The following is a 23019-nucleotide window of genomic DNA, read 5'->3' on the forward strand; positions in this document are numbered from 1 at the left end:
GGCGGGCGCTCTCGCTGCCGGGGGATGCTTGCATATGGCGGCGGATTTTACGGGGCGGCTCCGACCGCCTTTTGAGGGGCTGTAGGACCATTTCGCCGGATAAACGTTTTGTGACGGCGGGTTCAACCCAGTGTGTAACATGTGGCCCGTGAAACGCCGGGGAGAAACTTTTTACCCGGAAACCTCTCCGAACCGCATGAACAAGCCGTTGCCAGATCTTTCCCCAACTCCTTCTTCATCGTTGATTGCACGCCGCAGCCTCATCGCGGCCCTTGCTGCCTCTCCCATGCTTCCCGCCATGGCCCAGTTCCGGGTCGAGGTGTCGGGCGTGGGGCTGACGCAGTTGCCGATCGCGCTCGTGCCTTTCCGGGGGCAGGACGCCTCGCCCCAGAAGATTTCCGACATCGTCCAGGCCGACCTCGAACGCAGCGGCCAGTTCCGCGGCGTCGATGCCTCGGGCCAGGCGCTCGACGAGTCCTCGCGCCCCGACCTCGCCCTGTGGCGCCAGCGCACCGCCGACTCGCTCGTGGTGGGCAGCGTGAGCCGGCTGGGCGACGGCCGCTACGACGTGCGCTTCCGCCTGTGGGACGTCGTGAAAGACCGCGACCTCGGCGGCCAGAGCTACACCGTGCCGCAGGGCGACCTGCGCCTGGCGGCCCACCGCATCGCCGACTACGTGTATGAAAAGCTGACCGGCGAGAAGGGCATCTTCTCGACCCGCATCGCCTACGTCACCAAGGGCGGCAGCCGCTACTCGCTGTGGGTGGCCGACGCCGACGGCGAGAACGCACAGGCTGCGCTCGCCAGCCCCGAGCCGATCATCTCGCCCTGCTGGTCGTCCAACGGCCAGCAGCTGGCGTACGTGTCCTTCGAGTCGCGCAAGCCCGTGGTCTACGTGCACAACGTGGCGAGCGGCCAGCGCCGTCTGCTCGCCAACTTCAAGGGCTCCAACAGCGCCCCGGCCTGGGCACCCGACGGCGGTTCGCTGGCCGTCACGCTCAGCCGCGACGGCGGCTCGCAGCTGTACACCATCCCGGCCAGCGGCGGCGAACCGCGCCGCCTCACCCAGAGCTCGAGCATCGACACCGAGCCGGTGTACTCGGCCGACGGCAGCACGATCTACTTCGTGAGCGACCGTGGCGGCGCGCCCCAGATCTACAAGATGAGCGCCAGCGGCGGCAACCCGACGCGGGTCACCTTCAGCGGCACCTACAACATTTCTCCATCTGTCAGCGGCGATGGCCGGTGGTTGGCCTACATCTCGCGGGTCGGCGGTGCGTTCAAACTCCACGTGATGGAGTTGGCCAGCGGCAATGTCGCCGCGATCACCGACACCACGGCCGACGAGAGCCCGAGCTTCGCACCCAACAGCAAGCTGATCGTCTATGCCACGCACCTGCAGGGTCGCGAGGCGCTCATGACGACCACGCTGGACGGAAAGATCAAGGCCCGCCTCGCGGGCCAGGCGGGAGACATCCGTGAACCGGACTGGGGTCCGTTTCAAAAGCAATAAGCATTGACCAGATAAATTTACTTGAGGAGTTCGCAAATGTTGAAACGTACGATCTATTCGCTCGCCATCGTGGCGCTCATCGCCGGTTGCTCGTCGGGCACCAAGCTCAACGAAACGCCGGTCACCGACCGCAGCGGCACGGCCGGCGGCCAGCAAGGCGGCGCAACCGCCGTGGCCCCGGTGACCATCGACCCGAACGCCAACACGGCGCAAGGTCCGGTCGGCGTGGCACGCATCGTGTACTTCGACTACGACAGCTACACGGTCAAGCCCGAGTTCCAGTCGGTGATCGACGGCCATGCGCGCTTCCTCAAGGGCGCCACGCAACGTCGCATCTCGATCGAAGGCCACACCGACGAGCGCGGCGGCCGCGAGTACAACCTGGCCCTCGGCCAGAAGCGTTCCGAAGCCGTGCGCCGCGCGCTCACGCTGCTGGGCGTGAACGACAGCCAGATCGAAGCCGTGAGCTTCGGCAAGGAAAAGCCCGCAGCCCAAGGCTCGGGCGAAGAAGTGTGGGCGCAGAACCGCCGCGCTGAAATCCGCTACACCCGGTGATGCAACCACGTGCCCTGTGGCGAGGCGCGGCCCTCGCCGCCGCCTTGTTCTGCGCGTCGGCCGGCTCGCAGGCGGCGCTGTTCGAGGACGACGAGGCGCGCCGCGCCATCCTCGACCTGCGCCAGCGCGTCGAAGCCATGCGCCAGCAGACCGACCAGCGCCTGGCTGACGAAAACGGCCAGCTGCGTCGCAGCTTGCTCGACCTGCAAAGCCAGATCGAGCAGATGCGCGGCGAACTGGCACGCATGACCGGCCAGAACGAGCAGCTCACGCGCACGCTGAGCGAAATGCAGTCGCGCCAGACCACGATCGACGACAAGCTCAAGCAGAACGAGCCTTCCAAGGTCTCGATCGACGGCCGCGAGTTCAATGCCGATCCGAAGGAAAAGGCCGACTTCGAAGCAGCCCTGGGCGTCTTCCGCTCGGGTCAGTTCGCCCAGGCCCAGACCGCCTTCGCCGAGTTCGTGAAGCGCTACCCGCAAAGCGGCTACAACGCGTCCGCGCTGTTCTGGCTCGGCAATGCGCAGTACGCCACGCGCAACTACAACGAAGCCATCGCCAATTTCCGCTCGATGCTCTCGCTCGCGCCCGACCATGCCAAGGCGCCCGAAGCCGTGCTGTCGATCGCGAACTGCCAGATCGAACTGAAGGACACGCGCGCCGCACGCCGCACGCTGGAAGACCTGACCAAGGCCTACCCGCAGTCGGAAGCCGCACAGGCGGGCCGCGAGCGTCTGTCGCGCCTGCGTTGATGCAATGACCGTTTCGGCGGAGTGTTCCGCTTGAGAGTGCTTCGATGATGCCTTCGGCTGAAGAAGCCTCTTCCCTCCCCATGGCCGCCGCGGATGTCCTCACCGACACCGCGGCGCCTGACTTTGCGCGCCGCTTCGGCGGCCTCGAGCGCCTGTACGGCGTGGCCGGTGCCGCGCGCATCCGCCACGCGCATGTGCTCGTCGTCGGCATCGGTGGCGTGGGCTCGTGGGCCGTGGAGGCGCTGGCACGCAGTGGGGTGGGGCGCCTGACGCTCATCGATCTCGACCACGTGTCGGAGTCGAACATCAACCGCCAGATTCACGCGCTCGACTCGACCGTCGGGCAGGCCAAGGTCGAGGCCATGCGCGAGCGCATCGCGCAGATCAACCCCGACTGCCAGGTGCTCGCCATCGACGAGTTCGTCGAGCCCGACAACTGGGCATCGCTGCTTGAGACCGCACAGGCCGCCCACGGGCCGGTGCATGCGGTCATCGATGCCTGCGACCAGGTGAAGGCCAAGCTCGCCATGGCCGCCTGGGCACGCACCGTGTCGCGCTGCACCGCGTTCATCACGGTCGGTGCGGCGGGCGGCAAGCGGCAGGCGCACAAGGTCGACATCGACGACCTGTCGCTCGTCACCCACGACCCGCTGCTGGCCCAGCTTCGCCAGCGGCTGCGCAAACTGCACGGCGCACCGCGCGAAGGCCGCAAGATCGGCCTGGCCTGCGTGTTCAGTCGCGAGAGCGTGGCACCGCCCGATGCGTCCTGCCAGATCGATGCGGGCGACGGTTCGCTCAACTGCCACGGCTACGGATCGGTGGTCAGCGTGACCGCCACCTTCGGACAATGTGCGGCAGGGTGGGTGCTCGACGAAATTGCGAGAAACACCACGCTATAATCCAAGGCTTTGCTGGATTCAACGTCGGCAAGAAGCAAGAAAAATGGTTCCGGGACGTTAGCTCAGTTGGTAGAGCAGCGGACTTTTAATCCGTTGGTCACTGGTTCGAATCCAGTACGTCCTACCACCGAGCCATGCGAAATATGAAAAGCCAGCTGTCACCCGACAGCTGGCTTTTTTCTTGGGTCCGACGCCAGGCAGGCGGTCAGGACGCCGACTGTTGCCTGAGCCGCTTGAGCCGCTTGAGCAGCTCGCGGCCCACGCCAAGCGCAGACGCCGGGTTCTGCCCGGTGATGAGCTCGCGGTCCATCACCACGTTCGGCGTGAACGGCGCCTGGTTGCTGCTGTAGGCACCGCCGGCTTGCTGCAGCGCGGTCTGCGGGTAGAACTTCATCGTGCCGCCCTGCAGCGCCGCCTTCGCAAGCTCCTCTTCCTGGTTGCTGATCACGGTCATGCGGTAGCCGGCGTAGATCCAGTCGGGGCGTTGCTCGACCGTGCCGCCCGCCGCGAGCCGGTTCGTGAAGCCCTGTGCATCGGGCAAGGTCGAGAGCAGCGCGATCGGGCCGTGGCACACGAGGGCCGTGGTCTTGTGGCGTGCATGGAAGTCCGCGAGCAGCCGGCCCAGCGCGGGGCTGGTCAGCAGGTCCTGCATGGGCGCATGGCCGCCCGGCACGTAGACGGCATCGAAGCGGGCGTAGCCGATCTGCGCCACGCGCGACAGGCTGATCACCGGCGAGTCCGTGCGCGAGGTGAGCTTCAGTTTGTCGAGCAGCGCCTTGTGCCGCTTGAGGGCGGCTTCGTCGCCATCGAAATACATCTTGTCGACCGACGATGCGTCCACGGTGGGCGCGTTGCCCAGGGGCGTGGCGAAGGTCAGCTGGTGACCGGCGTCGAGCAGCAGCTTCACGGGCTGCATCAGCTCGTTCAGATAGAAGCCGGTGGCGAAGACCTTGCCGTCCTTCAGGTCGAGGTGGTCGGCATCCGACAGCACGACCAGCACGTTGGCAGCCTGCGCGCCGAGCGCGGCCATGCCGAGGGTCGCGACGGCGGCGAGTTTGTGGAGCGAGTTCATGGGCGTTCTTTCCTTTCAGTTCTGGCGCAGCAGCAGTTCGCGCATCGCCGCACCGACGCCCGCGGCCGACTGCGGGTTCTGCCCCGTGACGAGCCGGCCGTCGACCACGACCTGGGCGGTCCAGTCGGGCGCCGGGTGGTGGTGCGCACCGCGTTGCACGAGCGTGGTGGCGAGCAGGAAGGGCACGGTCTGCGCGAGGCCGACGGCGCGTTCTTCGTCGTCGGTGAAGGCGCTGAGGTTCTTGCCCGCGACCAGGTAGGCGCCGTTGCCCAGCGTCACGTTGACCAGCGCCGCCGGGCCGTGGCACACCGCGCCGACCACGCCGCCCGCTTCGTAGACCTCGCGGGTCACGCGCGCCGCGTCGGGGCTGGTCGGAAAGTCCCACATCGCGCCGTGTCCGCCGGCAAAGAAGATCGCGCTGTACTTCGACGCATCGACATCGCCCAGGCGCTGCGTGTGGCGCAGGGCCTCGCGAAAGGCGCTGTCGTTCCAGTAGCGCGCATTGACCGCATCGCCGAGGTCCAGGCCATCGACTGGCGGCTCGCCGCCCTGGATGGACGCGAGTTCGAAGGGGATGCCGGCCGCTTCGAGCTCGGCCAGCGGGTGGGTCAGTTCGCCGAGGTAGAAGCCCGTCGGCTCGCCGCCGGTGGCGCCCTTGGTGCCATGGCTGGTGAGCACCATGAGCACGGGGCGGATCGACGGGGCGGTGGTGGTGGAAGTCATCTGTAGCTCCTGGAGAAAGGTGAAGAGGCCGGGCCCTGTGGCCCTCGAGATCGAATGTATTGATTGCCTCTCCGGCGATAAACTGGCCAGTCAGGAAAACATTTGTTCTTCAGGAGACAAGATGAGCCGACGATTCGATCACCTCGGAGATGTGGAAACCTTCGTCACCGTGGTCGAGAAGGGCTCGATGACGGCCGGCGCCGTGGCGCTGGCGACGACGCCCTCGGTGCTCAGCCGCGCGATCACGCGCCTGGAGGCGCGGCTGGGCGTGCAGCTGCTGCGCCGCACGACGCGGCGCCTGAGCCTCACCGAGCAGGGGCGGCTGTACCTGGAGCAGTCGCGTGCGGCCTTCGCGCTCATCGACGATGCCGAGCGCGCGATACAGGGGCAGGGCGACGAGCTGACCGGCAGCGTGCGCTTGAGCGTGCCCACCACCTACGCCCATCACCGGTTGCCGGCGCTGTTGCAGCCTTTCTGCACCCGCCACCCGCAGGTGCGCGTCGAGCTGAACATCACCAACCGCAACGTCGACCTCGTGGCCGAGGGCTACGACCTCGCGATCCGCATGGGTCCGTTGCCCGACAGCGGCCTGGTCGGGCGTAAGCTCGAGGACGCGCCGATGTGCCTGCTGGCCGAGCCGGACTACATCGCGCGCGCAGGCATGCCGGCGCGCATCGGCGACCTCGCGCAGCACGCCTGCCTGCCTTTCGTGATGCCCAGCACCGGCCGCGTGGCGCCCTGGATTCTTCAGGAGGACGGGCGCGACGTGGACTGGACGCCGCACGGCAGCCTCCAGGTGTCGGACGATGTGCTGGGCGTGGTTGCGCTCGCGCTGAGCGGGCTCGGGATCTGCCAGACCTACGACTTCATCGCGCGCTCGCTGTTCGCGCAGGGCCGCGCGGTGGAGGTGCTGGCGCCGGCGTGCGGGCGTTCGCGGCCGGTGTCGGTGATCTATGCGCCGCACCGGCGGCTGTCGTCCGCCTCGCGCGCCCTGATCGATGCGTTGGCCGGCGCGCCGGCCTGACGCGATGCGCGGGGCTCAGCGGTCGAACGCGGCCTGCAGCTCGGCCTTTCCCGTGACGCCGCGTTGCAGCTGGAGCATGAGCAGCAGGCGCGCCTTCTGCGGGCTCAGGTCGCCCGCCATCACCGCGCCGGCCTCGTCGCTGGTCTTGCCGCCGCCCACGAAGCCGTAGACCGGGCGCGTGCGGCCGTTGTGCACGCGCGTGGAGACGACCACCGGCACGCCTTTCGACAGCGCGTACTTGAGCGCCTCGAACATCGAGACGTTCATGTTGCCCATGCCCACCGCCTGCACCACGATGCCCTTGGCACCCTGGTCGACGGCGTAGCGCATCAGCGAGCCATCGGCGCCGCCGAACATGGCGACGATTTCCACGCGCGGCATCTCGGCGGTGCCGATGTCGATGTGCTGGCGGCGCAGCGGCGCGCGCGTGAAGACGACCTTGTCGTCCCACACCTCGCCCAGGAAACCGAAGTCGCCCGAATTGAAGGTCTCGACGTTGGCGGTGTGCGTCTTGGTCACGTTGCGCGCCGCGTTGATCTGGTTGTTCATCGCCAGCATCACGCCCTTGCCGCGCGCTTCGGGCGTGGTGGCGATGCGGATGGCGTTGAGCAGGTTGCGCGGGCCGTCGAAGTCGGGCGACGAGGCGTTGCGCTGCGCGCCGATCAGGATCACCGGCTTGTCGGACTTGACGGTCAGGTCCAGCCAGTAGGCCGTTTCTTCCATGGTGTCGGTGCCGTGCGCGATGACGACGCCGGCCACCTCGGGGCGTGCGAGCGCGTCGTCGACGGCCTTGGTCAGGCGCGTCCACCACTTCGCCTCGATGTAGTTGGACGACATGGCCGAGAAGTTGTTGACCTCGATGGTGGCGTACTTGCCGGCATCGGGCACCGTCTGCATCAGGTCGTCGCCCGAGATCGCGGGCACCACGCCCTTGGTGACGGGGTCGATCTTCATCGCGATGGTGCCGCCCGTGGCGATGAACTGCACGACGGGTCGCGCTTGCGTCTGTGCCTGCGCCGACGTGGCCACGGCTGCCAGGCCGATCGTCGCAAGTGCGAGTGTCCTCTTCAGAGTCTTCATGGGTTTCCTTGGCGGTGTGAGGGTGCGCGCCGATGCTACGCGACGGCTGCGCCACACCGTGGACGCCCAGGAAGATGTGCCCCATGGGGCACGCAGACAGGGCTACGCCGGGGCGTGCCAGTCTTGCGTGGTCTGCGGCGAGAGGTTCACGGCGCCTTCGTGGCAGGGCTGAACCTCCAGCGGATCGCACGGGCTGCTGATCTGGCGCCCGTCGAACTTGATGCGGATGTGCGAATTGCTCGCGCCGGCGACGGTGCCGAGCCGGCCGCCGCAGATGACGCGGGCTCCTCTTTCGAAGCTGACGCCGTAGCGTTCGCGGATGTCCCTGAGGCTCATGTGATTCCCTTTGTTCCCTGTGCTGACAGTGAACGAATCGTCTCTTGGGCCCGCGTGGTACTGCGTAGGTCGCATTCCGTTACACCGTGTAGGAAAGAAGAGGGGTTGACGGAAGGCGGAGGCCTTGGGGGCGCCAGCGCGCAGAAATGAAAAAGCCCTCGCGAGGAGGGCTTTTGTCGGAATGTGGTCGTGAACTCTTACGCGGTCCACGCTACGGCAAAGATTCGTTTGCGGAAGTCATTGTTGTTTTTCTCGTCGCTATGACTTCGACGCGCTGGTATGAGATTCAGCTTGCCTGGCCAGGCAAATGCCCGATCATTTCGGGCAACCGCGAATTATATACCAGAAAGAATCGGCCCCATCAAAAGCCTCTGCCCGGCGCGCAGCGGTGCAGGCAAAAAAAACAGCCCGCACGAGGGCGGGCTGGAAGGTGACTTGCTGGAGGAGGGAGGATCAGAGGTGCAAGCCACCGGGAGAAACCTCACTGTGCCCGGCGAATCTGTACGCAACCTGACCTCGCGAAAAGAGGCCCTTTGGGCCATCAGTCTTCGTCTTCCCACTTGCCGATCACGGTGCCCAGCACGGTGAAGGGCACGCGCACGGCCTCGTGCGCGGGGTTCAGCGGCAGCAGCCAGCGGCGGCCGGCGTCTTCCTTGTAGACCTTGAAGGTGACTTCGCCACGGATGTCGTCGTCCAGCTTGGCGACCACGCGCTCGCCGTCGTCGGGCGTGGTGTGCTGCGGGTCGACGAAGACGATCGATCCGGCCGGGTAGCTCTTCAGGTGCCCGTGCGGCGAGGTCATGCTGTCGCCGCGCACGCGCAGCGCGTAGGTGCCGGCGCTGTGGTGCGCGATGCAGGGAATCCAGCGTTCGGCCAGCGTGGGCCGGGGCGGCGATTCGGCGCCGCGCCATTCGCCGGCCTGCTCCCACGAGATCAGCGGCACCGTGCCGGGCGTCTGGGGCGCGAAGGCCGGGCCGACGGGCGCGATGCGGGTGACGCGATAGGGGCCGGGCGGCTCGTGGGCGTTGTCGCGTGCCAGGCGGATCTGCACCTCGTCCCACGGGGCGGGGCCGTCGCCGGTGTCGAGCCAGTTGGGGTCGGCGCGGTAGGCGCGTGCCAGGGCGAGCACGCTCATCGACCGGCTGGTGTCGCCACGCTCGATCTTCGAGATGCTCGACTGCTTGACGCCCGAAGCGGCCTCGGCCTGCTTCTGCGTCATCTTGGCGAATTTGCGTGCGGCCAGGGCACGTGAAGCAATAGTCTCCATGGGGTGGAGATTCAAGCGCAGATGAATATTCGTATTGGACTCTAAAATAGGAAAAAAAGGGAGGATCGATATGAAGCCACGCGAATTGGTGCAGGCGCTGCGGGCGCTCGGATTGACGCAAAAGCAGATCCAGGAACGCACGGGCATTCCGCAGCCCACGGTCAGCAAGATCGGGCTGGGGCGGGTGAGCGACGTGATGTCGCGCCACTACGTCGCGCTGCTGGCCGCCTACGAGCAGCGCATGAAGGAAGAGGCGCTGCGGCCGGCCCCGCACTACGGACCGCCGCCAGCCGGCGACTGAGCCGGCAATCGAGCCGGAAGTGGCCGGATCAGGCCGGCTTGAGCCGTTCGGCGGGCTCGGGCGGCGTCAGGGCCAGCGTGGTGCTCACGCGCACGCAGTCCTTGATGTGCTGTTCGCCCAGCGCGCGCAGCGCGGCATAGCCGAGCGCGGCCGACACGACCTGCCCGGCGATGGGCACGTACTTGGTGGCCTGCTTGGCGGTGAGGCGGATGCCGGCGTGCCGGGCCAGCTTCATGAGCAGCTCGCGCGTGACGAGCCGCCCCACGAGCAGGGCGCCCAGCGTGGTCGCGGCCTTCTGGATGCGCTCGCGCTGGTGCGGCGCAAGCTTTTCGACCTGGGTGACCGAGAGGCCGAACTCGGCGCTGATCTGCGGCACGAGGCGCGACAGCAGCGCCGCGTCGGCCATCCAGTCGACGCCGGGCAGCGGCACGGCGCTGGCGGCGGCGGCCATGAGGGCCTTGCGGCCGATCAGGCGCCGGCTGCGGTGGATGGCCGCGATGAGTTTTTCATCGCCCCGGGCGAGTTCGATCGAAGAAGGCATGCAGCGTGGCTCCTTGGCGGGTTCCCTGAGCGTGCCATGCTACCCGGCCGCGCCGGTGGAGACCGGCCGGGCCGTGCGGACGGCAGGGGTTATGCCGCCAGCGCTTCGAGCAGGTCGGACAGCGCCAGCCAGCGCTCCTCGAGCTGCGCGATCTCGTCGTTGAGCGCCTTCAGCCGCTTGCCGGCGTCGGCGATCTCGGCGGGCGGCAGCGGTTCGGCCAGCCGGGCCTCGAGCGTGCTGCGCTCGGTGCTGGCCGCGGCCATGCGCTCGTCGATCTTCGCGATCTCCTTCTTCAGCGGCTTGGCCTGCTCGCTGCGCTGCTGGCGCTCCTGGGCGTCCTGCTTGCGCTGCTCGGGGGTGTTGCTGCTCTTCACTGGCGCTGCAGCTGCGGCGGCCGCAGCAGCCGCCGCCACGGCGTCCGCTTCGCGCACGGCCACCTTGGCCTCTTCGCGCAGGCGCTTGGATTCGTCGAGCAGGTAGCGCTGGTAGTCGTCCAGGTCGCCGTCGAAGTCGGTGACGACGCCGCGGCCAACGAGCCAGAACTCGTCGCACACCGAACGCAGTAGCGCACGGTCGTGGCTCACCAGCATCAGCGTGCCTTCGAACTCGTTGAGCGCCACGGCCAGGGCTTCGCGGGTGGCCAGGTCCAGGTGGTTGGTGGGCTCGTCCAGCAGCAGCAGGTTGGGGCGCTGCCAGACCATCATCGCGAGCACGAGGCGGGCCTTTTCGCCGCCGCTCATGGTGCCCACGGGCTGCTTGACCATGTCGCCGCTGAAGTTGAAGCTGCCCAGGAAGCCGCGCAGGGCCTGCTCGCCGGTGGCTTCCTTGGCATTGCTGCCCAGCTCGCGCGCCATGCGCACCATGTGCTCCAGCGGGTTGTCCTGCGGGCGCAGCACGTCGAGTTCCTGCTGCGCGAAGTAGCCGATGTTCAGGCCCTTGCCTTCGGTGACCTGGCCGGCCAGCGCGCCCATTTCGCGCGCGATGGTCTTCACCAGCGTCGACTTGCCCTGGCCGTTGGCGCCCAGGATGCCGATGCGCTGGCCCGCCAGCACCGAGCGGCTCACGCCGCGCAGGATGGTCTTGGGCGCTTCGCCTTCAACCTCGTAGCCGAAGCTGGCGTTGTCGATCGACAGCATCGGGTTCGGGATGTTGCCCGGCTCCTTGAACTCGAAGGTGAAGTCGGCCTCGGCCAGCAGCGGCGCCACTTTTTCCATGCGCTCCAGCGCCTTGACGCGGCTTTGCGCCTGCTTGGCCTTGCTGGCCTTGGCCTTGAAGCGGTCGATGAACTTCTGCAGGTGGGCGATCTTGTCCTGCTGCTTGCTGAAGGCCACCTGCTGCTGCTCCATCTGCAGCGCGCGCATGTCCTCGAACTTGCTGTAGTTGCCGCCGTAGCGCGTGAGCTGGGCGTTGGCGATGTGCAGCGTGACGTCGGTCACGGCGTCGAGAAACTCGCGGTCGTGGCTGATGACGATCATGGTGCCGGCGTACTTCTGCAGCCAGGCTTCGAGCCAGACGAGCGCGTCCAAGTCCAGGTGGTTGGTCGGTTCGTCGAGCAGCAGCAGGTCGCTCGGGCACATCAGCGCGCGGGCCAGCTGCAGGCGCATGCGCCAGCCGCCCGAGAAGCTGTTGACGGGCTCGTCGAGCTCGTGCGACTTGAAGCCCAGGCCCAGCACCAGCGCCTGCGCGCGCGGCACGGCGTCGTGCTCGCCGGCATCGGCCAGGTCGGTGTAGGCGTGGGCCAGCTCCATGCCGATGTCGGCGTCGTCGGGGTTCTCGGCGTAGGCGGCCTCGATGGCGGCCAGCGTGGCGCGCAGCTCGGTCAGGCGGGTGTCGCCGCCGACCACGAAGTCGGTGGCCGACTCCTCGGTCTCGGGCATGTCCTGCGCGACCTGGGCCATGCGCCACTGCTTGGGAATGTAGAAATCGCCGCCGTCTTCGTGCAGCGTGCCGTTGAACAGCGCGAACAGCGACGACTTGCCGGCGCCGTTTCGTCCCACCAGGCCGACCTTTTCGCCGGGGTTGAGATTGACGGTGGCGCCGTCGAGCAGTTTCTTGGCGCTGCGGCGAAGAATGACGTTTTTGAGAGTGATCATGAGTGAGGAACCGTAGGGGCGATTATCCCGCCCGGCCTTCGGCGACCCGGCGCGAAGGGGCAAAGGCGGACATCGCCCGATGAAAGGGGGCGCAGCCCGGAGGCTGCGTGCAAGGCGGTGAAGCGGGGGCGGCGGGCGTCGCTAACGCACGCCGGCGCCGGCCAGTAGCGCCGTCCGGGTGACCAGCAGCACCTGGTCTTCGCCGGCCGAGGTTTCGAGCCAGACCACCTCGAGCTGCGGAAACGCCGCTTCGAAGTAATCGCGCTCGTTGCCGATTTCCAGCACCAGCACGGCCTGCTCGCTCATGCGGGCGGGCGCGTCGGCGAACAGCTGGCGCACGAAATCCATGCCGTCGGCGCCGCCGGCCAGCGCCAGTTCGGGCTCGGCGCGGTATTCGGCGGGCAGCGCGGCCATGCTGGCACTGTTCACGTAGGGCGGGTTGCACAGCACGAGGTCGTACGTGCCGGGCACGTTCTTCAGGCCGTCCGATTCGATCAGCGTGACGCGGGCGTCGAGCGCGTGGCGCGTGACGTTGATGGCGGCCACTTCGAGCGCTTCGGTCGACAAGTCGGCGGCATCGACCGTCACATCCGGGTAGGTGAGGGCCGCGAGCACTGCGAGGCTGCCGTTGCCGGTGCACAGGTCGAGCACGCGCTGCGTGTGTTCGCCCAGCCAGTAGTCGATGCTGCCGTCGGCGATGAGCTCGGCAATGAAGCTGCGCGGCACGATGGCGCGCTCGTCCACGTAGAAGGGCACGCCCTGCAGCCACGCTTCTTTCGTGAGGTAAGCGGCGGGCTTGCGCGTGGCGATGCGCTCGTCGATGAGCGCGGTCACCTTGGCGGCGTCGGCCGGCGACACGGAGGTGTCGGCCACGGCGTCGAGGTCGTCCAGTGGCTGCTTCAGGCGCCACAGCACGAGCCAGGCGGCTTCGTCGAAGGCGTTGGCGGTGCCGTGGCCGAAGGCCACGCCGGCGTCTTCGAGCCGCTTCGCGCCGGCTTCGATGAGTTCGATGACGGTGCTCATCGGGCGCCTTGCGCAAGCGCCGCGTCGAGCCCGCGCAGCGTGCGCAGGTAGATGTTCTTCAGCGTCTCGATCTCGGCAACGTCGATGTGCTCGTCGATCTTGTGGATGCTGGCGTTCACCGGGCCGCACTCGACCACCTGCTTGCAGATCTTGGCGATGAAGCGCGCGTCGCTGGTGCCGCCATTGGTCGACAGCTCGGTGTCCAGGCCGGTTTCTTCGCGGATCGCGGCCTGCACGGCCGTGACGAGCTCGCCCGGCGTGGTCAGGAAGGGCAGGCCGCCGACGGTCCAGGTCAACGTGTAGTCGACGCCGTGCGCGTCGAGCACGGCGTGCACGCGCTGCTGCAGCGATTCAGGCGTCGATTCGGTCGAGAAGCGGAAATTGAAGTCGATCACCGCGCTGCCCGGAATGACGTTGCTCGCGCCGGTGCCCGCATGGAAATTGCTGATCTGCCAGCTGGTGGGCTGGAAGTAGGGGTTGCTTTGTGCGTCCCAGCCGCCGGCGGCATTGATCGCCACCAGCTCGGCCAGCGCGGGCGCCACGGCGTGCACCGGGTTCTTCGCCAGGTGCGGGTAGGCGATGTGGCCCTGCACGCCGTTCACCGTGAGCTTGCCGCTCATGGTGCCGCGGCGGCCGTTCTTGATCATGTCGCCGCAGCGCGCGACCGAGGTGGGCTCGCCGACGATGCAGTAGTCGATGGTTTCACCGCGTGCGGCCAGCGCGTTGCAGACGATCACGGTGCCGTCGACGCCGGGGCCTTCCTCGTCGCTGGTCAGCAGCAGGGCCAGTGTGAGCGCCGGGTCGGGCTCGCCCTGCAGGAATTCTTCGATGGAGGTCACGAAGGCCGCGACCGAGGTCTTCATGTCGCAGGCGCCGCGGCCATAGAGCTTGCCGTCGCGGTGCGTGGGCGTGAACGGGTGGCTGCTCCACTGGTCGAGCGGGCCGGTGGGCACCACGTCGGTGTGGCCGGCGAAGACCAGCGTCTTGGTCGCCTTGCCGTTGGTGGGGCGGCGCACGGCCCAGAGGTTGGTGACCCGGAAATCGGCCGGGCCGCTCTCGATGGTTTCCAGCGTGAAGCCCAGCGCGGCGAGGCGTTCGCCCAGGATCTGTTGGCAACCCGCGTCGTCGGGGGTGACGGAAGGGCGCGAGATCAGTTGTTCGGCGAGCTGGAGCGTACGGGACATCGAGGGAGCGGGGATTAAGGGGCGGTCAGAACTTCACGTCTAGCGTGATGTCGGTGAAAGTCGGTTCGTCGAGCTGGTCGGTCAGGTCGCGATCCTCGGCCTGCTTCTTGGGCGCGTCGCGGTTCTGCAGGCGCCACATCAGGTTGGTGGGCGAGTCGGCGTTGGCCAGGCCTTCTTCGCGGGTCACGCGCTCCTCGGTGATGAGGCGGGCGATGTCTTCCTCGAAGGTCTGCGAGCCTTCGGCCATCGACTGCTCCATGGCCTCCTTGACGCCGGAGAAGTCGCCCTTTTCGATCAGGTCGGCCACCAGCGCGGTGTTGAGCATCACTTCGAGCGCGGGCACACGCCCGCCGGCCGGCGTGCGCAGCAGGCGCTGCGACACCACGGCGCGCAGCGCCGAGCCCAGGTCGCCCAGCAGGGTGGGGCGCACCTCGACCGGGAAGAAGCTCAGGATGCGGTTCAGCGCGCGGTAGCTGTTGTTGGCGTGCAGCGTGGCCACGCACAGGTGGCCCGACTGCGCGTAGGCGATGGCGGCCGTCATGGTGTCGCGGTCGCGGATTTCGCCGATCTGGATCACGTCGGGCGCCTGGCGCAGTGCGTTCTTCAGGGCCACCTGCAGCGAGGTGGTGTCGCTGCCCACGTCGCGCTGGTTCACCAGCGATTTCTTGTTGGTGTAGGTGAACTCGATCGGCTCTTCGACCGTGAGGATGTGGCCGCTGGCGTGCTCGTTGCGGTAGTCGAGCATCGAGGCCAGCGTGGTCGTCTTGCCCGCGCCGGTGGCGCCCACCATCAGGATCAGCCCGCGCTTTTCCATGATGAGCGACTTCAGGATGTCGGGCAGGTTCAGCTCGTCGAAGCTGGGGATGACCGAGGCGATGTGCCGCACCACCACCGCGTAGCTGCCGCGCTGGCGCATGGCGCTGATGCGGTAGTTGCCGGCGCCTTCGAGGGCGACGGCCATGTTGAGTTCGCCCGTGTTTTCCAGTTCCTGGATGCGGGCTTCGGGCACCACTTCCGACAGCAGCGCCAGCGGCGCGGTCGGCGGCAGCACCTGCGCATTGATGGGCAGGCAGTTGCCGTTGATGCGGATCATCACCGGGGAGTGGGCCGAGAGGTAGATGTCGGAGGCCTTGCGCTCGGCCATCAAACGAAGAATCCGTTCCATCATGTTCATCGGTCTCTCTCCTCGGTGCTGTTTTTTTCTCAGGGAAGAAGCGAACCGGCCGCGCGCGTTGAAGCAGGCGGCCGGTGGTGGGTGCGTTTTAGTCGCGCAGCAGGTCGTTCAGGCTGGTCTTCGAACGCGTCTGCGCGTCGACCGTCTTGACGATGACCGCGGCGTAGGTGCTGTAGTCCTGGCCCGACTTGGTCTTCTTGGGCAGGCTGCCGCTGATGACCACGCTGCCGGCGGGCACGCGGCCGTACGAGATCTCGCCGGTGTCGCGGTTGAAGATCGGGGTGCTCTGGCCCAGGTACACGCCCATGCCCAGCACCGAGTTCTCTTCGACGATCACGCCTTCGACGACTTCGGAGCGCGCGCCGATGAAGCAGTTGTCTTCGATGATGGTCGGGTTGGCTTGCAGCGGCTCGAGCACGCCGCCCAGGCCCACGCCGCCCGACAGGTGCACGTTGGCACCGACCTGCGCGCACGAACCGACGGTGGCCCAGGTGTCGACCATGGAGCCTTCGCCCACGTAGGCGCCGATGTTCACGTACGAGGGCATCAGGATCGCGCCCTTGGCGATGAAGCTGCCGCGGCGGGCCACGGCCGGGGGCACGATGCGCACGCCCGATTCCTTCAGCTCGGCGGCCGACAGGTGCGAGAACTTGGTCGGCACCTTGTCGTAGAAGCCCAGCGAGCCGGCCTGGATCTGCTCGTTGTCCTTCAGGCGGAACGACAGCAGCACGGCCTTCTTGATCCACTGGTGCACGGTCCACTGGCCCACGCCCTGGCGGGTGGCGACGCGCAGCTTGCCGTTGTTCAGCTCGGTGATCACGTGCTCGACGGCATCGCGCACTTCGGCGGGGGCGGCGTTGATCGAGATGTTGGCGCGGTCTTCCCACGCGGCGTCGATGATTTGTTGCAGTTGCTGTGTCATGGAGAGAGTCTCGGGTGAAAAAGGGGCAGGGAAGCGGGGCGACAGGGGGTCAGCGGCGGCCGTCTTTGACGAACCGGACGATGCGCTGGGCGGCCTCGACGCACTCGGCCGTTTCGGCCACCAGCGCCATGCGGATGCGACCGCGGCCCGGGTTGGCGCTGTGGTCGGTGTCGCGCGCCAGATAGCTCCCCGGCAGAACCGTGACATTGTATTGAGCGTAGAGCGCGCGGGCGAAGGCTTCGTCGTCGCCAGCCCACACTTCGGGCACGCCGGCCCAGAGGTAGAAGCTGGCGTCGGGCAGGCGCACGTCGAGCACGGGTTCGAGCAGCGGGGTGACGGCGGCGAACTTGGCGCGGTATTGGGCGCGGTTGTCGACCACGTGCGACTCGTCGCCCCAGGCCGCGATGCTGGCGGCGGCCACGGCGCCGCTCATGGCGCTGCCGTGGTAGGTGCGGTAGAGCAAAAAGCCCTTGATGAGCGCCGCGTCGCCGGCCACGAAGCCGCTGCGCAGGCCGGGCACGTTGCTGCGCTTCGAAAGCGAGGTGAGCGCGATCAGGTTCTTGAAGTCGGGGCGACCGAGCTTCATCGAGGCTTCCAGGCCGCTCAGCGGGGGCTCGTCGCGGAAGTAGATCTCGCTGTAGCACTCGTCGGCGGCGATCACGAAGCCGTGGCGGTCGGACAGCGCGAAGAGCTTCTTCCACTCGTCCAGAGACATCACCGCGCCCGTGGGATTGCCCGGCGAGCAGACGAACACGAGCTGGGTGCGGGCCCAGACCTCGTCGGGCACGCTGTCCCAGTCGACGGCGAAGTTGCGCGCGGGCACGCTGGGCACGTAGTACGGCTCGGCGCCTGAGAGCAGCGCCGCGCCCTCGTAGATTTGATAGAACGGGTTGGGCGACATCACCACCGGCTTGGTGCTGCCGCTGGCGTCGACCACGGTCTGGGCGAGCGAGAACAGCGCCTCGCGCGAGCCGTTGACCGGCAGCACCTGGGTGGCCGGGTCGAGCGTCAGGCTGTAGCGGCGATGCAGCCAATGGGTGAAGGCGGTGCGCAGTTTCAGCTCGCCGGCGGTGGCCGGGTAGGCGGCGAGGGCGCCGAGGCCGGCGCTCAGGGCGTCCTTGATGAAGGCCGGCGTGGCGTGCTTGGGCTCGCCGATGCCCAGGCTGATGGGGGCGAATTCGGGGGCGGGCGTGACGCCCGCGAACAGCTGCTTCAGCCGCTCGAACGGGTACGGCTGCAATTTGGCAAGCAAGGGATTCATGCCCCGGATTATCGGCGACGGGGCGGGCGGCCCGCACGCCCCGCGCCCCTTGGCCCGCTCAGCAAAGCGGGCGGTTGAACTGGCCGATCATGTTGGCGAAATTCTGGTTGTAGCGGTTGGCCGCGTCGACGATGGCCGAGCGGCCCATGCGGGCCATCGCACCGCTCTCCTTGCGCTTGAACACGCCGTCTTTGGCGTCCTTGATCACCGAGCGCGATTGGCCGATGAACTCGTTGATCTGCAGCATGCCGCCGCTGCAGCTCTTGCCGTTCTGGGTCGACTGCTCGGCGGTCTTCTTGCTCCAACCTGCGGCCGAGTCGGCCACCAGCGCCAGCGAGGCCTCGAAGGCGGCCAGCGCCTGCGGGTCGTTGGGCGCGGCGAACAGCGCCATGGCGTCGGCGTGGTTGAGCTTGCCGTGGTAGATCAGGCCGGCGCGGTAGTAGGCGGCGGTGTCCTTGGGCGCCTTCTCGAAGGCTTCCCTGGTGAGCGCCCGGTCGCGGGCGCTCAGGCCCTTGTCGAAGGCCGCTTCGGCCTGCGCGACAGAGGTGAGCGCGGCCAGGTAGTCGGCGCTCATCTGGCGGGCCTTGTCGCCGTTGTCGGCGAGGTAACCCTTGGAGTTGGCGTAGTCGTTCAGCTCGCGGCTCAGGGGCGACAGCACCTTGAGCGCGGCCGAGAAGGCCTTGGCCGATTCGTCGATCTCGGGCAGCGGCGCGGCGATGGCGGCGGCGGCATCGAGCTTCCTGGCCGAGCGGTCGACCAGGATGTCGTTCTGGATGCGCAGGCTGGTGAGCGGCGCCTTGGCCTGCAGCAGCGGCACCTGGCCGGTCACGTAGCTTTCGCGGGCTTCCTGGAACGAGGTGCGCAGGTTGTTCGAGACGTCGACGTAGAGGTTGTACTTCTCGACGAGCTGCTGCTGGTCGTTGCCGGCCGGGGCGGCGGGCTTGGCTTCGGCGGAAGCGGGCGGGGCGGCCTTGTCCGCCTTGTCGCCGCAGCCCGCGACGAGCGCCGAGACGGCGACGAGGGTGGCACCCAGCAGGGCTTGGTAGTTCTTCATTCTTTCATTTCCTCCGTTGAAAAAAGCAGCACGGGCAGGCCGCGGGACGGCGGCTTGCCGGAAAAACATCGTGGGGAGGAGCGCCGCTGCCTGAGGACAGCGGTCGAGGGGCGGGATGGGTCAGACGGCGGTGGCCGCGCTGCGCCGGTAGAAGGCGAGCGAGCCCGCCAGCGCCAGCAGCATGCCGCCGCAGGCGCGGTCGATCCAGCGCGTGGCCGACACCGTGAGCAGCCGGATCGCGCGCGCGCCGACGAAGGCGTAGGCCAGCATCACCGCCATGTCCAGCCCCGCGAAGATCAGCGCAATGATCAGGTACTGCGGCGCCTGCGCGGCGGCCGGGTCGATGAACTGCGGCAGCAGCGCCGAGCAGAAGATGTAGCCCTTGGGGTTGGTCACCGCCACCAGGAACGACTTGAAGAAGATGCGCCGGCTTTCAACCGCCGTGACGGTGGCCGCGGCGTCCGCGCTCGGCAGCTGGAAACCGCCCTGGGAGCGCAGCATGCGCAGCCCGAGCCAGGCCAGGTAGACCGCGCCCACCCACTTCAGCATCGAGAACCAGAACTCCGAAGCCGCAAGCAGCGCGCCCAGGCCGAGTGCCACGGCGCCGACCAGCACGAAGTCGGACAGCACCGCGCCGAGCATGCCCGGCAGCGCCCGTCGCACGCCGTGGCGCGAGCCGTTGCTCAGGGCCAGCAGCACCGTGGGGCCGGGCGTGGCGATGGCGGCGAAGGCCACGATGGCGAACAGCAGGGCGGTGGCGAGCGTCATCGGGGCGTCTTTCTTCGGATGGGTTTCTTCTTCAGATCTTCTTGACCAGCACCTGGCTCTTGCGGTCCCAGTTGTACTTGCGCTTGCGCGCCTCGGGCAGCCAGTCGGGGTTGACCTGCTGGAAGCCGCGCTTGAGGAACCAGTGCATCGTGACCGTGGTGAGCACGAAGATGCTTTCCAGGCCCATGGCCTTGGCGCGGTGCTCGATGCGCTTGAGGATGCGTTCGCCGTCGCCCTGCGACTGCGATTGCGGCGACACCGTGAGCGCGGCCATCTCGGCGGTCTTCGCCTCGGGGTACGGGTACAGCGCCGCGCAGCCGAAGATCACGCCGTCGTGCTCGATGACCGTGTAGTGGCCCACGTCGCGCTCGATCTCGGTGCGGTCGCGCTTGACCAGCGTGCCGTCGCGCTCGAAGGGCTCGATGAGCTGCAGGATGCCGCCGATGTCGTCCACCGTGGCTTCGCGCAGGCTCTCGAGCTTTTCGTCGATGACCATGGTGCCGACGCCGTCGTGCACGTAGATCTCGAGCAGCAGCGAGCCGTCGAGCGCGAACGGCAGGATGTGGTTGCGCTCCACGCCGCCCTTGCAGGCCTTCACGCAGTGCTGCAGGTAGAAGGCGGTGTCGGTCGGCTTCTGCGCGGGCGGCAGCGAGGCCAGCAGCTTCTCGGCGGCGGCCAGCGGCAGTTCGGTGTCGATCGGGTTGTCTTCGCTCTCGGGCAGTTCGCTATCCACGCGGATGCCCGGCACTTCGGTCAGGAAGATCAGCTTGTCGGCCTGGATCGAGATGGCCACGCTGGTCGCCACTTCTTCCATCGTCAGGTTGAAGGCCTCGCCGGTCGGCGAGAAGCCGAAGGGCGACATCAGCACCATCGCGCCGAAGTCGAGCGTGCGGCGGATGCCGGCCGCGTCCACCTTGCGCACCAGGCCCGAATGCTTGAAGTCCACCCCGTCGACCACGCCCACGGGGCGCGCGGTGATGAAGTTGCCCGAGATCACGCGCACCGTCGAGCCGGCCATGGGCGTGTTCGGCAGGCCCTGGCTGAAGGCGGCCTCGATCTCGTAGCGCAGCTGGCCCGCGGCCTCCTGCGCCGAGTCGAGCGCCACGGCGTCGGTGATGCGGATGCCGTGCGAGTACTTCGCCTCGTGGCCCTTGGCCGCCAGCTGCTCGTTGACCTGCGGGCGAAAGCCATGCACCAGCACGATCTTGACGCCCATGCTCTGGATCAGGGCCAGGTCCTGCGCGATGTTCTGCAGCTTGCCCGCCGCGATGGCCTCACCCGCGAGCGCGACCACGAAGGTCTTGCCGCGGTGCGTGTGGATGTAGGGCGCGACCGAGCGGAACCAGGGCACGAAGGTGAAATTGAAGACGGTGGACATGGGGCGTGATTGTGCATTCTTGGCAAGGTTTTGGTGCAGCGCGTCATGCCAGGGCGCGCAGCAGCCGGCCGGCCCCGGCCGCGGCGGGCGTGCCGCGGGCCTTGAAGGCCTCGAGCTGGTCGGCGTAGGCGTCCAGCGGCTCCACCGCCGCCTCGGCCGCACCCGCCGGCGCGGCCGGTGCCAGCGGCAGGCCGAGCAGCCCGGCGAGCTCGTCCGGCGCGATCGAACCCTGCGCCATCAGCGCATCGACCACCGCCATGAAGGCGGTCGCGTGCGCTTCGAGCAGGCCGAGCGCGCGGGTGTGTTCGCGCGCCAGGATGGCCTCGATCTCGCGGTTGGTGGCGGCCACGTCGGTGTTGAGGTTGTCGTTCGAATCGGTCGTCACGTCGGTGCGGCTCCAGCGGGTGCCGAAGCCCAGGTGGCGCACGTGGCGCGCCGCCGTCGCGGTCGCCTGCATCAGGTCGCGCTCGGCGCCGGTGGTGCAGCCCGATTCGCCGAACACCAGCCGCTCGGCCGCGCGGCCCGCCAGGCTCACGCAGACGCTGTCCAGCAGGTTGCGCTTGGACCACGCCTTGCGCTTCACGTAGCTGTTGTAGCCGCCCTCGAACGAGGCCACGTTGATGCGGATCTCCTGCGGCGCGCGGCCGAAGAGCAGGGCGTACACCAGGCCGTGGCCGGCCTCGTGCACCGCGAGCAGCGCGCGGAAGTCGGCGTTGGCGCGCTGCTTGAGCCGGTTCAGCTCCAGCGCCACCGGGAACTCGCGCCGTGCCAGCCGGAAGCGCGCGACCAGGCGCGGGCCGCCGGGCGTGACCTCGCCGGGGTCGAGCATCAGCCACACGGGCTCGCTGCCGTGCGCGCCCTGTTCGAGCGCCCACAGCGCGGCGTTGACCAGCGTCGCGCTCAGGATCGCGTGGATCGATGAGAACAGCGGCCGCGTGCCCTGCGCCGGGAACACGGCGTTGGCGTAGATCTGCTCGTACACGCTCGCGTCGAGTACGAAGCGCACGCCCGAGCTTTCCTGGATCTCGCTCACGTAGCGGTCGCAGATCGACAGGATCAGGCGCACGTAGGTGGCGCGGCTGAACGAGGGGTAGATCACGTGGTTGTTGCCCAGCCGCGCCACCTGCTCGGGCTTGAAGCGTTCGGCCAGCGCCTTCTTCACGTCGATGAGCGAGAGCTTCTTCGTCAGCGCGTGGAAGATGTCGGCGTCGGTGTCGCAGTCTTCCACCCGCTTGGCGGTCTCGGCGTACATCTCGTCGAGGTTGCCCGAGACGAAGACCAGCAGCTTGGAGTAGTCGGTTTCCCAGTTGTCCTGCGAGGCGCGGAAGGCGCGCAGCCGCGCCTGGATCTCGTCGGGCTTCCAGGTCATGATTTCTAGCAGCGACTCGCGCAGCTTCAGGCAGCGCTTGAACTCCTGCGCTTCCCAGGGCGAGAGCTGCAGGCGGCGCTTGCGCTTGGTCTTGCCAGCCTTGGCGCCGTCGTCCTCTTCGTCTTCCTCGTCGTCATCGGTGCGGCGGTCCTGGTCGTACTCGGCCCAGGCCAGCGACGACTCGATCTCGCTGAGCACCGACAGCGACGGCGGCAGGCGGCCGTCCGAAAGCAGCGCCCACACGTCCTGGTAGCGCTCCACGCGCGCTTCCTTGCCGCTGGCGTCCACGGTGCGAAAGCGCTGGAACTCGTCGAGCACGAGGATGCCGGGCGCGCCCTCGGCGATGCCCGACTCGGCCAGCATGGCCGAGATCGAGCCGGCGGTGCGGTGGCCCGAACCGTGGCTGAAGCCGTCCATCTGCACTTCGATGAAGCGGTCGTAAAAGCCCAGGTGCTGCGCCAGGCGCCGCACGAGCTGCGTCTTGCCGGTGCCGGTCAGGCCCCACAGGCAGATGACGACCGGGCGGCTGATGAGCTGCGGCAGCACGTACCAGGCGCGCAGCGAATCGATCACGCGATCGATGATCTCGTCGATGCCGAACAGCTCGGCCTTCAGCGAATGGGCAATGGCCTGCAGGTGGCGCGTGCGCTCGGCCAGCGTGGTGTGCAGGTCGCGGGAAATGTCTGGATGCGACATGAGGTTCTTTTTTTCTTCGAATGATTCGGGACAC

At 67.8% G+C, this 23019-nt stretch carries 22 protein-coding genes and 1 tRNA gene; 7 read left to right on the forward strand and 16 right to left on the reverse strand.

Annotated elements, in window-relative coordinates; all coding sequences use genetic code 11:
- Window positions 1–196: 196 nt before the first annotated feature.
- From tolB to AC07XP_RS26165, 5 genes are all read left to right on the forward strand, one after another.
- The gene (tolB, locus tag AC07XP_RS26145; RefSeq protein ID WP_095745431.1) at window positions 197–1513 is read left to right on the forward strand and encodes a Tol-Pal system beta propeller repeat protein TolB; all 1317 of its coding nucleotides are present in this window, start codon (window positions 197–199) and stop codon (window positions 1511–1513) included.
- Window positions 1514–1549: 36 nt separating this feature from the next.
- Entirely contained in the window at window positions 1550–2068 is a 519-nt protein-coding gene (pal, locus tag AC07XP_RS26150; RefSeq protein ID WP_062470142.1) for a peptidoglycan-associated lipoprotein Pal, read from the forward strand.
- Entirely contained in the window at window positions 2068–2820 is a 753-nt protein-coding gene (gene ybgF, locus AC07XP_RS26155) for a tol-pal system protein YbgF (protein ID WP_062470144.1), read from the forward strand. Before pal ends, ybgF begins: the two co-directional genes overlap by 1 nt.
- Before the next feature lie 80 nt (window positions 2821–2900).
- Complete coding sequence (locus AC07XP_RS26160) at window positions 2901–3719, forward strand: tRNA threonylcarbamoyladenosine dehydratase (RefSeq protein ID WP_495266322.1); 819 nt, start codon at window positions 2901–2903, stop codon at window positions 3717–3719.
- 51 nt (window positions 3720–3770) lie between these two features.
- Window positions 3771–3846, forward strand: a tRNA-Lys gene (locus AC07XP_RS26165).
- Window positions 3847–3924: 78 nt separating this feature from the next.
- On the opposite strand, the gene AC07XP_RS26170 is transcribed toward AC07XP_RS26165, so the two are convergent.
- Window positions 3925–4791: a type 1 glutamine amidotransferase domain-containing protein gene (locus AC07XP_RS26170; protein ID WP_495266323.1), complete on the reverse strand. Its 867-nt coding sequence runs from the start codon at window positions 4789–4791 to the stop codon at window positions 3925–3927.
- A 15-nt stretch (window positions 4792–4806) separates the two neighbouring features.
- Window positions 4807–5514, reverse strand: coding sequence for a type 1 glutamine amidotransferase domain-containing protein (locus tag AC07XP_RS26175; protein ID WP_307635747.1), 708 nt, complete (start codon window positions 5512–5514; stop codon window positions 4807–4809).
- A 121-nt stretch (window positions 5515–5635) separates the two neighbouring features.
- On the opposite strand from AC07XP_RS26175, the gene AC07XP_RS26180 reads away from it, so the two are divergent.
- A complete protein-coding gene (locus tag AC07XP_RS26180) occupies window positions 5636–6538 on the forward strand; it encodes a LysR family transcriptional regulator (protein WP_495266324.1) in 903 nt (300 codons plus the stop codon).
- Window positions 6539–6553: 15 nt separating this feature from the next.
- Here AC07XP_RS26180 and AC07XP_RS26185 read toward each other — a convergent pair whose 3' ends face one another.
- The 3 genes from AC07XP_RS26185 to AC07XP_RS26195 form a co-directional block, all read right to left on the reverse strand.
- Window positions 6554–7618, reverse strand: coding sequence for an asparaginase (locus AC07XP_RS26185; RefSeq protein WP_495266325.1), 1065 nt, complete (start codon window positions 7616–7618; stop codon window positions 6554–6556).
- 102 nt (window positions 7619–7720) lie between these two features.
- Window positions 7721–7954, reverse strand: a complete 234-nt coding sequence (locus AC07XP_RS26190; RefSeq protein ID WP_070060799.1) for a hypothetical protein — start codon at window positions 7952–7954, stop codon at window positions 7721–7723.
- A 541-nt stretch (window positions 7955–8495) separates the two neighbouring features.
- The gene (locus tag AC07XP_RS26195; RefSeq protein WP_083259139.1) at window positions 8496–9221 is read right to left on the reverse strand and encodes a helix-turn-helix domain-containing protein; all 726 of its coding nucleotides are present in this window, start codon (window positions 9219–9221) and stop codon (window positions 8496–8498) included.
- A gap of 70 nt (window positions 9222–9291) precedes the next feature.
- Between AC07XP_RS26195 and AC07XP_RS26200 the strand changes: the two genes are divergently transcribed.
- Entirely contained in the window at window positions 9292–9522 is a 231-nt protein-coding gene (locus tag AC07XP_RS26200) for a helix-turn-helix domain-containing protein (protein WP_062470169.1), read from the forward strand.
- Window positions 9523–9550: 28 nt separating this feature from the next.
- Here AC07XP_RS26200 and AC07XP_RS26205 read toward each other — a convergent pair whose 3' ends face one another.
- The 11 genes from AC07XP_RS26205 to AC07XP_RS26255 all read right to left on the reverse strand — a co-directional run bounded on the left by AC07XP_RS26205 (window position 9551) and on the right by AC07XP_RS26255 (window position 22985).
- Window positions 9551–10063, reverse strand: a complete 513-nt coding sequence (locus tag AC07XP_RS26205) for a hypothetical protein (RefSeq protein WP_139701662.1) — start codon at window positions 10061–10063, stop codon at window positions 9551–9553.
- A gap of 89 nt (window positions 10064–10152) precedes the next feature.
- Window positions 10153–12156: an ABC-F family ATP-binding cassette domain-containing protein gene (locus AC07XP_RS26210; protein WP_495266326.1), complete on the reverse strand. Its 2004-nt coding sequence runs from the start codon at window positions 12154–12156 to the stop codon at window positions 10153–10155.
- Between the two features lie 141 nt (window positions 12157–12297).
- Window positions 12298–13179, reverse strand: a complete 882-nt coding sequence (gene prmB, locus AC07XP_RS26215; RefSeq protein WP_495266327.1) for a 50S ribosomal protein L3 N(5)-glutamine methyltransferase — start codon at window positions 13177–13179, stop codon at window positions 12298–12300.
- A complete protein-coding gene (gene dapE, locus AC07XP_RS26220) occupies window positions 13176–14363 on the reverse strand; it encodes a succinyl-diaminopimelate desuccinylase (RefSeq protein ID WP_495266328.1) in 1188 nt (395 codons plus the stop codon). The genes prmB and dapE overlap by 4 nt, the downstream gene beginning before the upstream one ends.
- A 25-nt stretch (window positions 14364–14388) precedes the next feature.
- Window positions 14389–15537, reverse strand: coding sequence for a PilT/PilU family type 4a pilus ATPase (locus AC07XP_RS26225; RefSeq protein ID WP_495266329.1), 1149 nt, complete (start codon window positions 15535–15537; stop codon window positions 14389–14391).
- An 88-nt stretch (window positions 15538–15625) separates the two neighbouring features.
- Window positions 15626–16459 (reverse strand): 2,3,4,5-tetrahydropyridine-2,6-dicarboxylate N-succinyltransferase, encoded by an 834-nt coding sequence (dapD, locus tag AC07XP_RS26230; RefSeq protein ID WP_062470187.1) that lies wholly within the window; start codon window positions 16457–16459, stop codon window positions 15626–15628.
- 49 nt (window positions 16460–16508) lie between these two features.
- Window positions 16509–17720, reverse strand: a complete 1212-nt coding sequence (gene dapC, locus AC07XP_RS26235) for a succinyldiaminopimelate transaminase (RefSeq protein ID WP_159271710.1) — start codon at window positions 17718–17720, stop codon at window positions 16509–16511.
- A 58-nt stretch (window positions 17721–17778) separates the two neighbouring features.
- On the reverse strand, window positions 17779–18774 hold the full coding sequence (locus AC07XP_RS26240) for a DUF3829 domain-containing protein (RefSeq protein WP_495266330.1): 996 nt from the start codon (window positions 18772–18774) through the stop codon (window positions 17779–17781).
- Window positions 18775–18894: 120 nt separating this feature from the next.
- Window positions 18895–19542, reverse strand: a complete 648-nt coding sequence (locus tag AC07XP_RS26245) for a LysE family translocator (protein WP_095745417.1) — start codon at window positions 19540–19542, stop codon at window positions 18895–18897.
- A 31-nt stretch (window positions 19543–19573) separates the two neighbouring features.
- A complete protein-coding gene (gene argA / locus AC07XP_RS26250; RefSeq protein ID WP_062470199.1) occupies window positions 19574–20920 on the reverse strand; it encodes an amino-acid N-acetyltransferase in 1347 nt (448 codons plus the stop codon).
- 43 nt (window positions 20921–20963) lie between these two features.
- Window positions 20964–22985 carry an AAA family ATPase gene (locus tag AC07XP_RS26255; protein WP_495266331.1) on the reverse strand — a complete coding sequence of 674 codons (2022 nt, stop codon included), beginning with the start codon at window positions 22983–22985 and terminating at the stop codon, window positions 20964–20966.
- Window positions 22986–23019 lie beyond the last annotated feature (34 nt).

Source organism: Variovorax sp. GW531-E2 (assembly GCF_059423125.1).

Bases quoted from the DNA above. Each gene is read 5' to 3' on its own strand.
- AC07XP_RS26195 (WP_083259139.1), bottom strand. From the start codon at position 9,221: ATGGAGACTATTGCTTCACGTGCCCTGGCCGCACGCAAATTCGCCAAG.
- AC07XP_RS26185 (WP_495266325.1), bottom strand. From the start codon at position 7,618: ATGAAGACTCTGAAGAGGACACTCGCACTTGCGACGATCGGCCTGGCA.
- dapE (WP_495266328.1), bottom strand. From the start codon at position 14,363: ATGTCCCGTACGCTCCAGCTCGCCGAACAACTGATCTCGCGCCCTTCC.
- dapD (WP_062470187.1), bottom strand. From the start codon at position 16,459: ATGACACAGCAACTGCAACAAATCATCGACGCCGCGTGGGAAGACCGC.
- AC07XP_RS26225 (WP_495266329.1), bottom strand. From the start codon at position 15,537: ATGAACATGATGGAACGGATTCTTCGTTTGATGGCCGAGCGCAAGGCC.
- ybgF (WP_062470144.1), top strand. From the start codon at position 2,068: ATGCAACCACGTGCCCTGTGGCGAGGCGCGGCCCTCGCCGCCGCCTTG.
- AC07XP_RS26160 (WP_495266322.1), top strand. From the start codon at position 2,901: ATGGCCGCCGCGGATGTCCTCACCGACACCGCGGCGCCTGACTTTGCG.
- AC07XP_RS26190 (WP_070060799.1), bottom strand. From the start codon at position 7,954: ATGAGCCTCAGGGACATCCGCGAACGCTACGGCGTCAGCTTCGAAAGA.
- AC07XP_RS26205 (WP_139701662.1), bottom strand. From the start codon at position 10,063: ATGCCTTCTTCGATCGAACTCGCCCGGGGCGATGAAAAACTCATCGCG.
- argA (WP_062470199.1), bottom strand. From the start codon at position 20,920: ATGTCCACCGTCTTCAATTTCACCTTCGTGCCCTGGTTCCGCTCGGTC.
- tolB (WP_095745431.1), top strand. From the start codon at position 197: ATGAACAAGCCGTTGCCAGATCTTTCCCCAACTCCTTCTTCATCGTTG.
- AC07XP_RS26175 (WP_307635747.1), bottom strand. From the start codon at position 5,514: ATGACTTCCACCACCACCGCCCCGTCGATCCGCCCCGTGCTCATGGTG.
- AC07XP_RS26180 (WP_495266324.1), top strand. From the start codon at position 5,636: ATGAGCCGACGATTCGATCACCTCGGAGATGTGGAAACCTTCGTCACC.
- dapC (WP_159271710.1), bottom strand. From the start codon at position 17,720: ATGAATCCCTTGCTTGCCAAATTGCAGCCGTACCCGTTCGAGCGGCTG.
- AC07XP_RS26210 (WP_495266326.1), bottom strand. From the start codon at position 12,156: ATGATCACTCTCAAAAACGTCATTCTTCGCCGCAGCGCCAAGAAACTG.
- AC07XP_RS26255 (WP_495266331.1), bottom strand. From the start codon at position 22,985: ATGTCGCATCCAGACATTTCCCGCGACCTGCACACCACGCTGGCCGAG.
- AC07XP_RS26240 (WP_495266330.1), bottom strand. From the start codon at position 18,774: ATGAAGAACTACCAAGCCCTGCTGGGTGCCACCCTCGTCGCCGTCTCG.
- AC07XP_RS26245 (WP_095745417.1), bottom strand. From the start codon at position 19,542: ATGACGCTCGCCACCGCCCTGCTGTTCGCCATCGTGGCCTTCGCCGCC.
- AC07XP_RS26170 (WP_495266323.1), bottom strand. From the start codon at position 4,791: ATGAACTCGCTCCACAAACTCGCCGCCGTCGCGACCCTCGGCATGGCC.
- pal (WP_062470142.1), top strand. From the start codon at position 1,550: ATGTTGAAACGTACGATCTATTCGCTCGCCATCGTGGCGCTCATCGCC.
- AC07XP_RS26200 (WP_062470169.1), top strand. From the start codon at position 9,292: ATGAAGCCACGCGAATTGGTGCAGGCGCTGCGGGCGCTCGGATTGACG.
- prmB (WP_495266327.1), bottom strand. From the start codon at position 13,179: ATGAGCACCGTCATCGAACTCATCGAAGCCGGCGCGAAGCGGCTCGAA.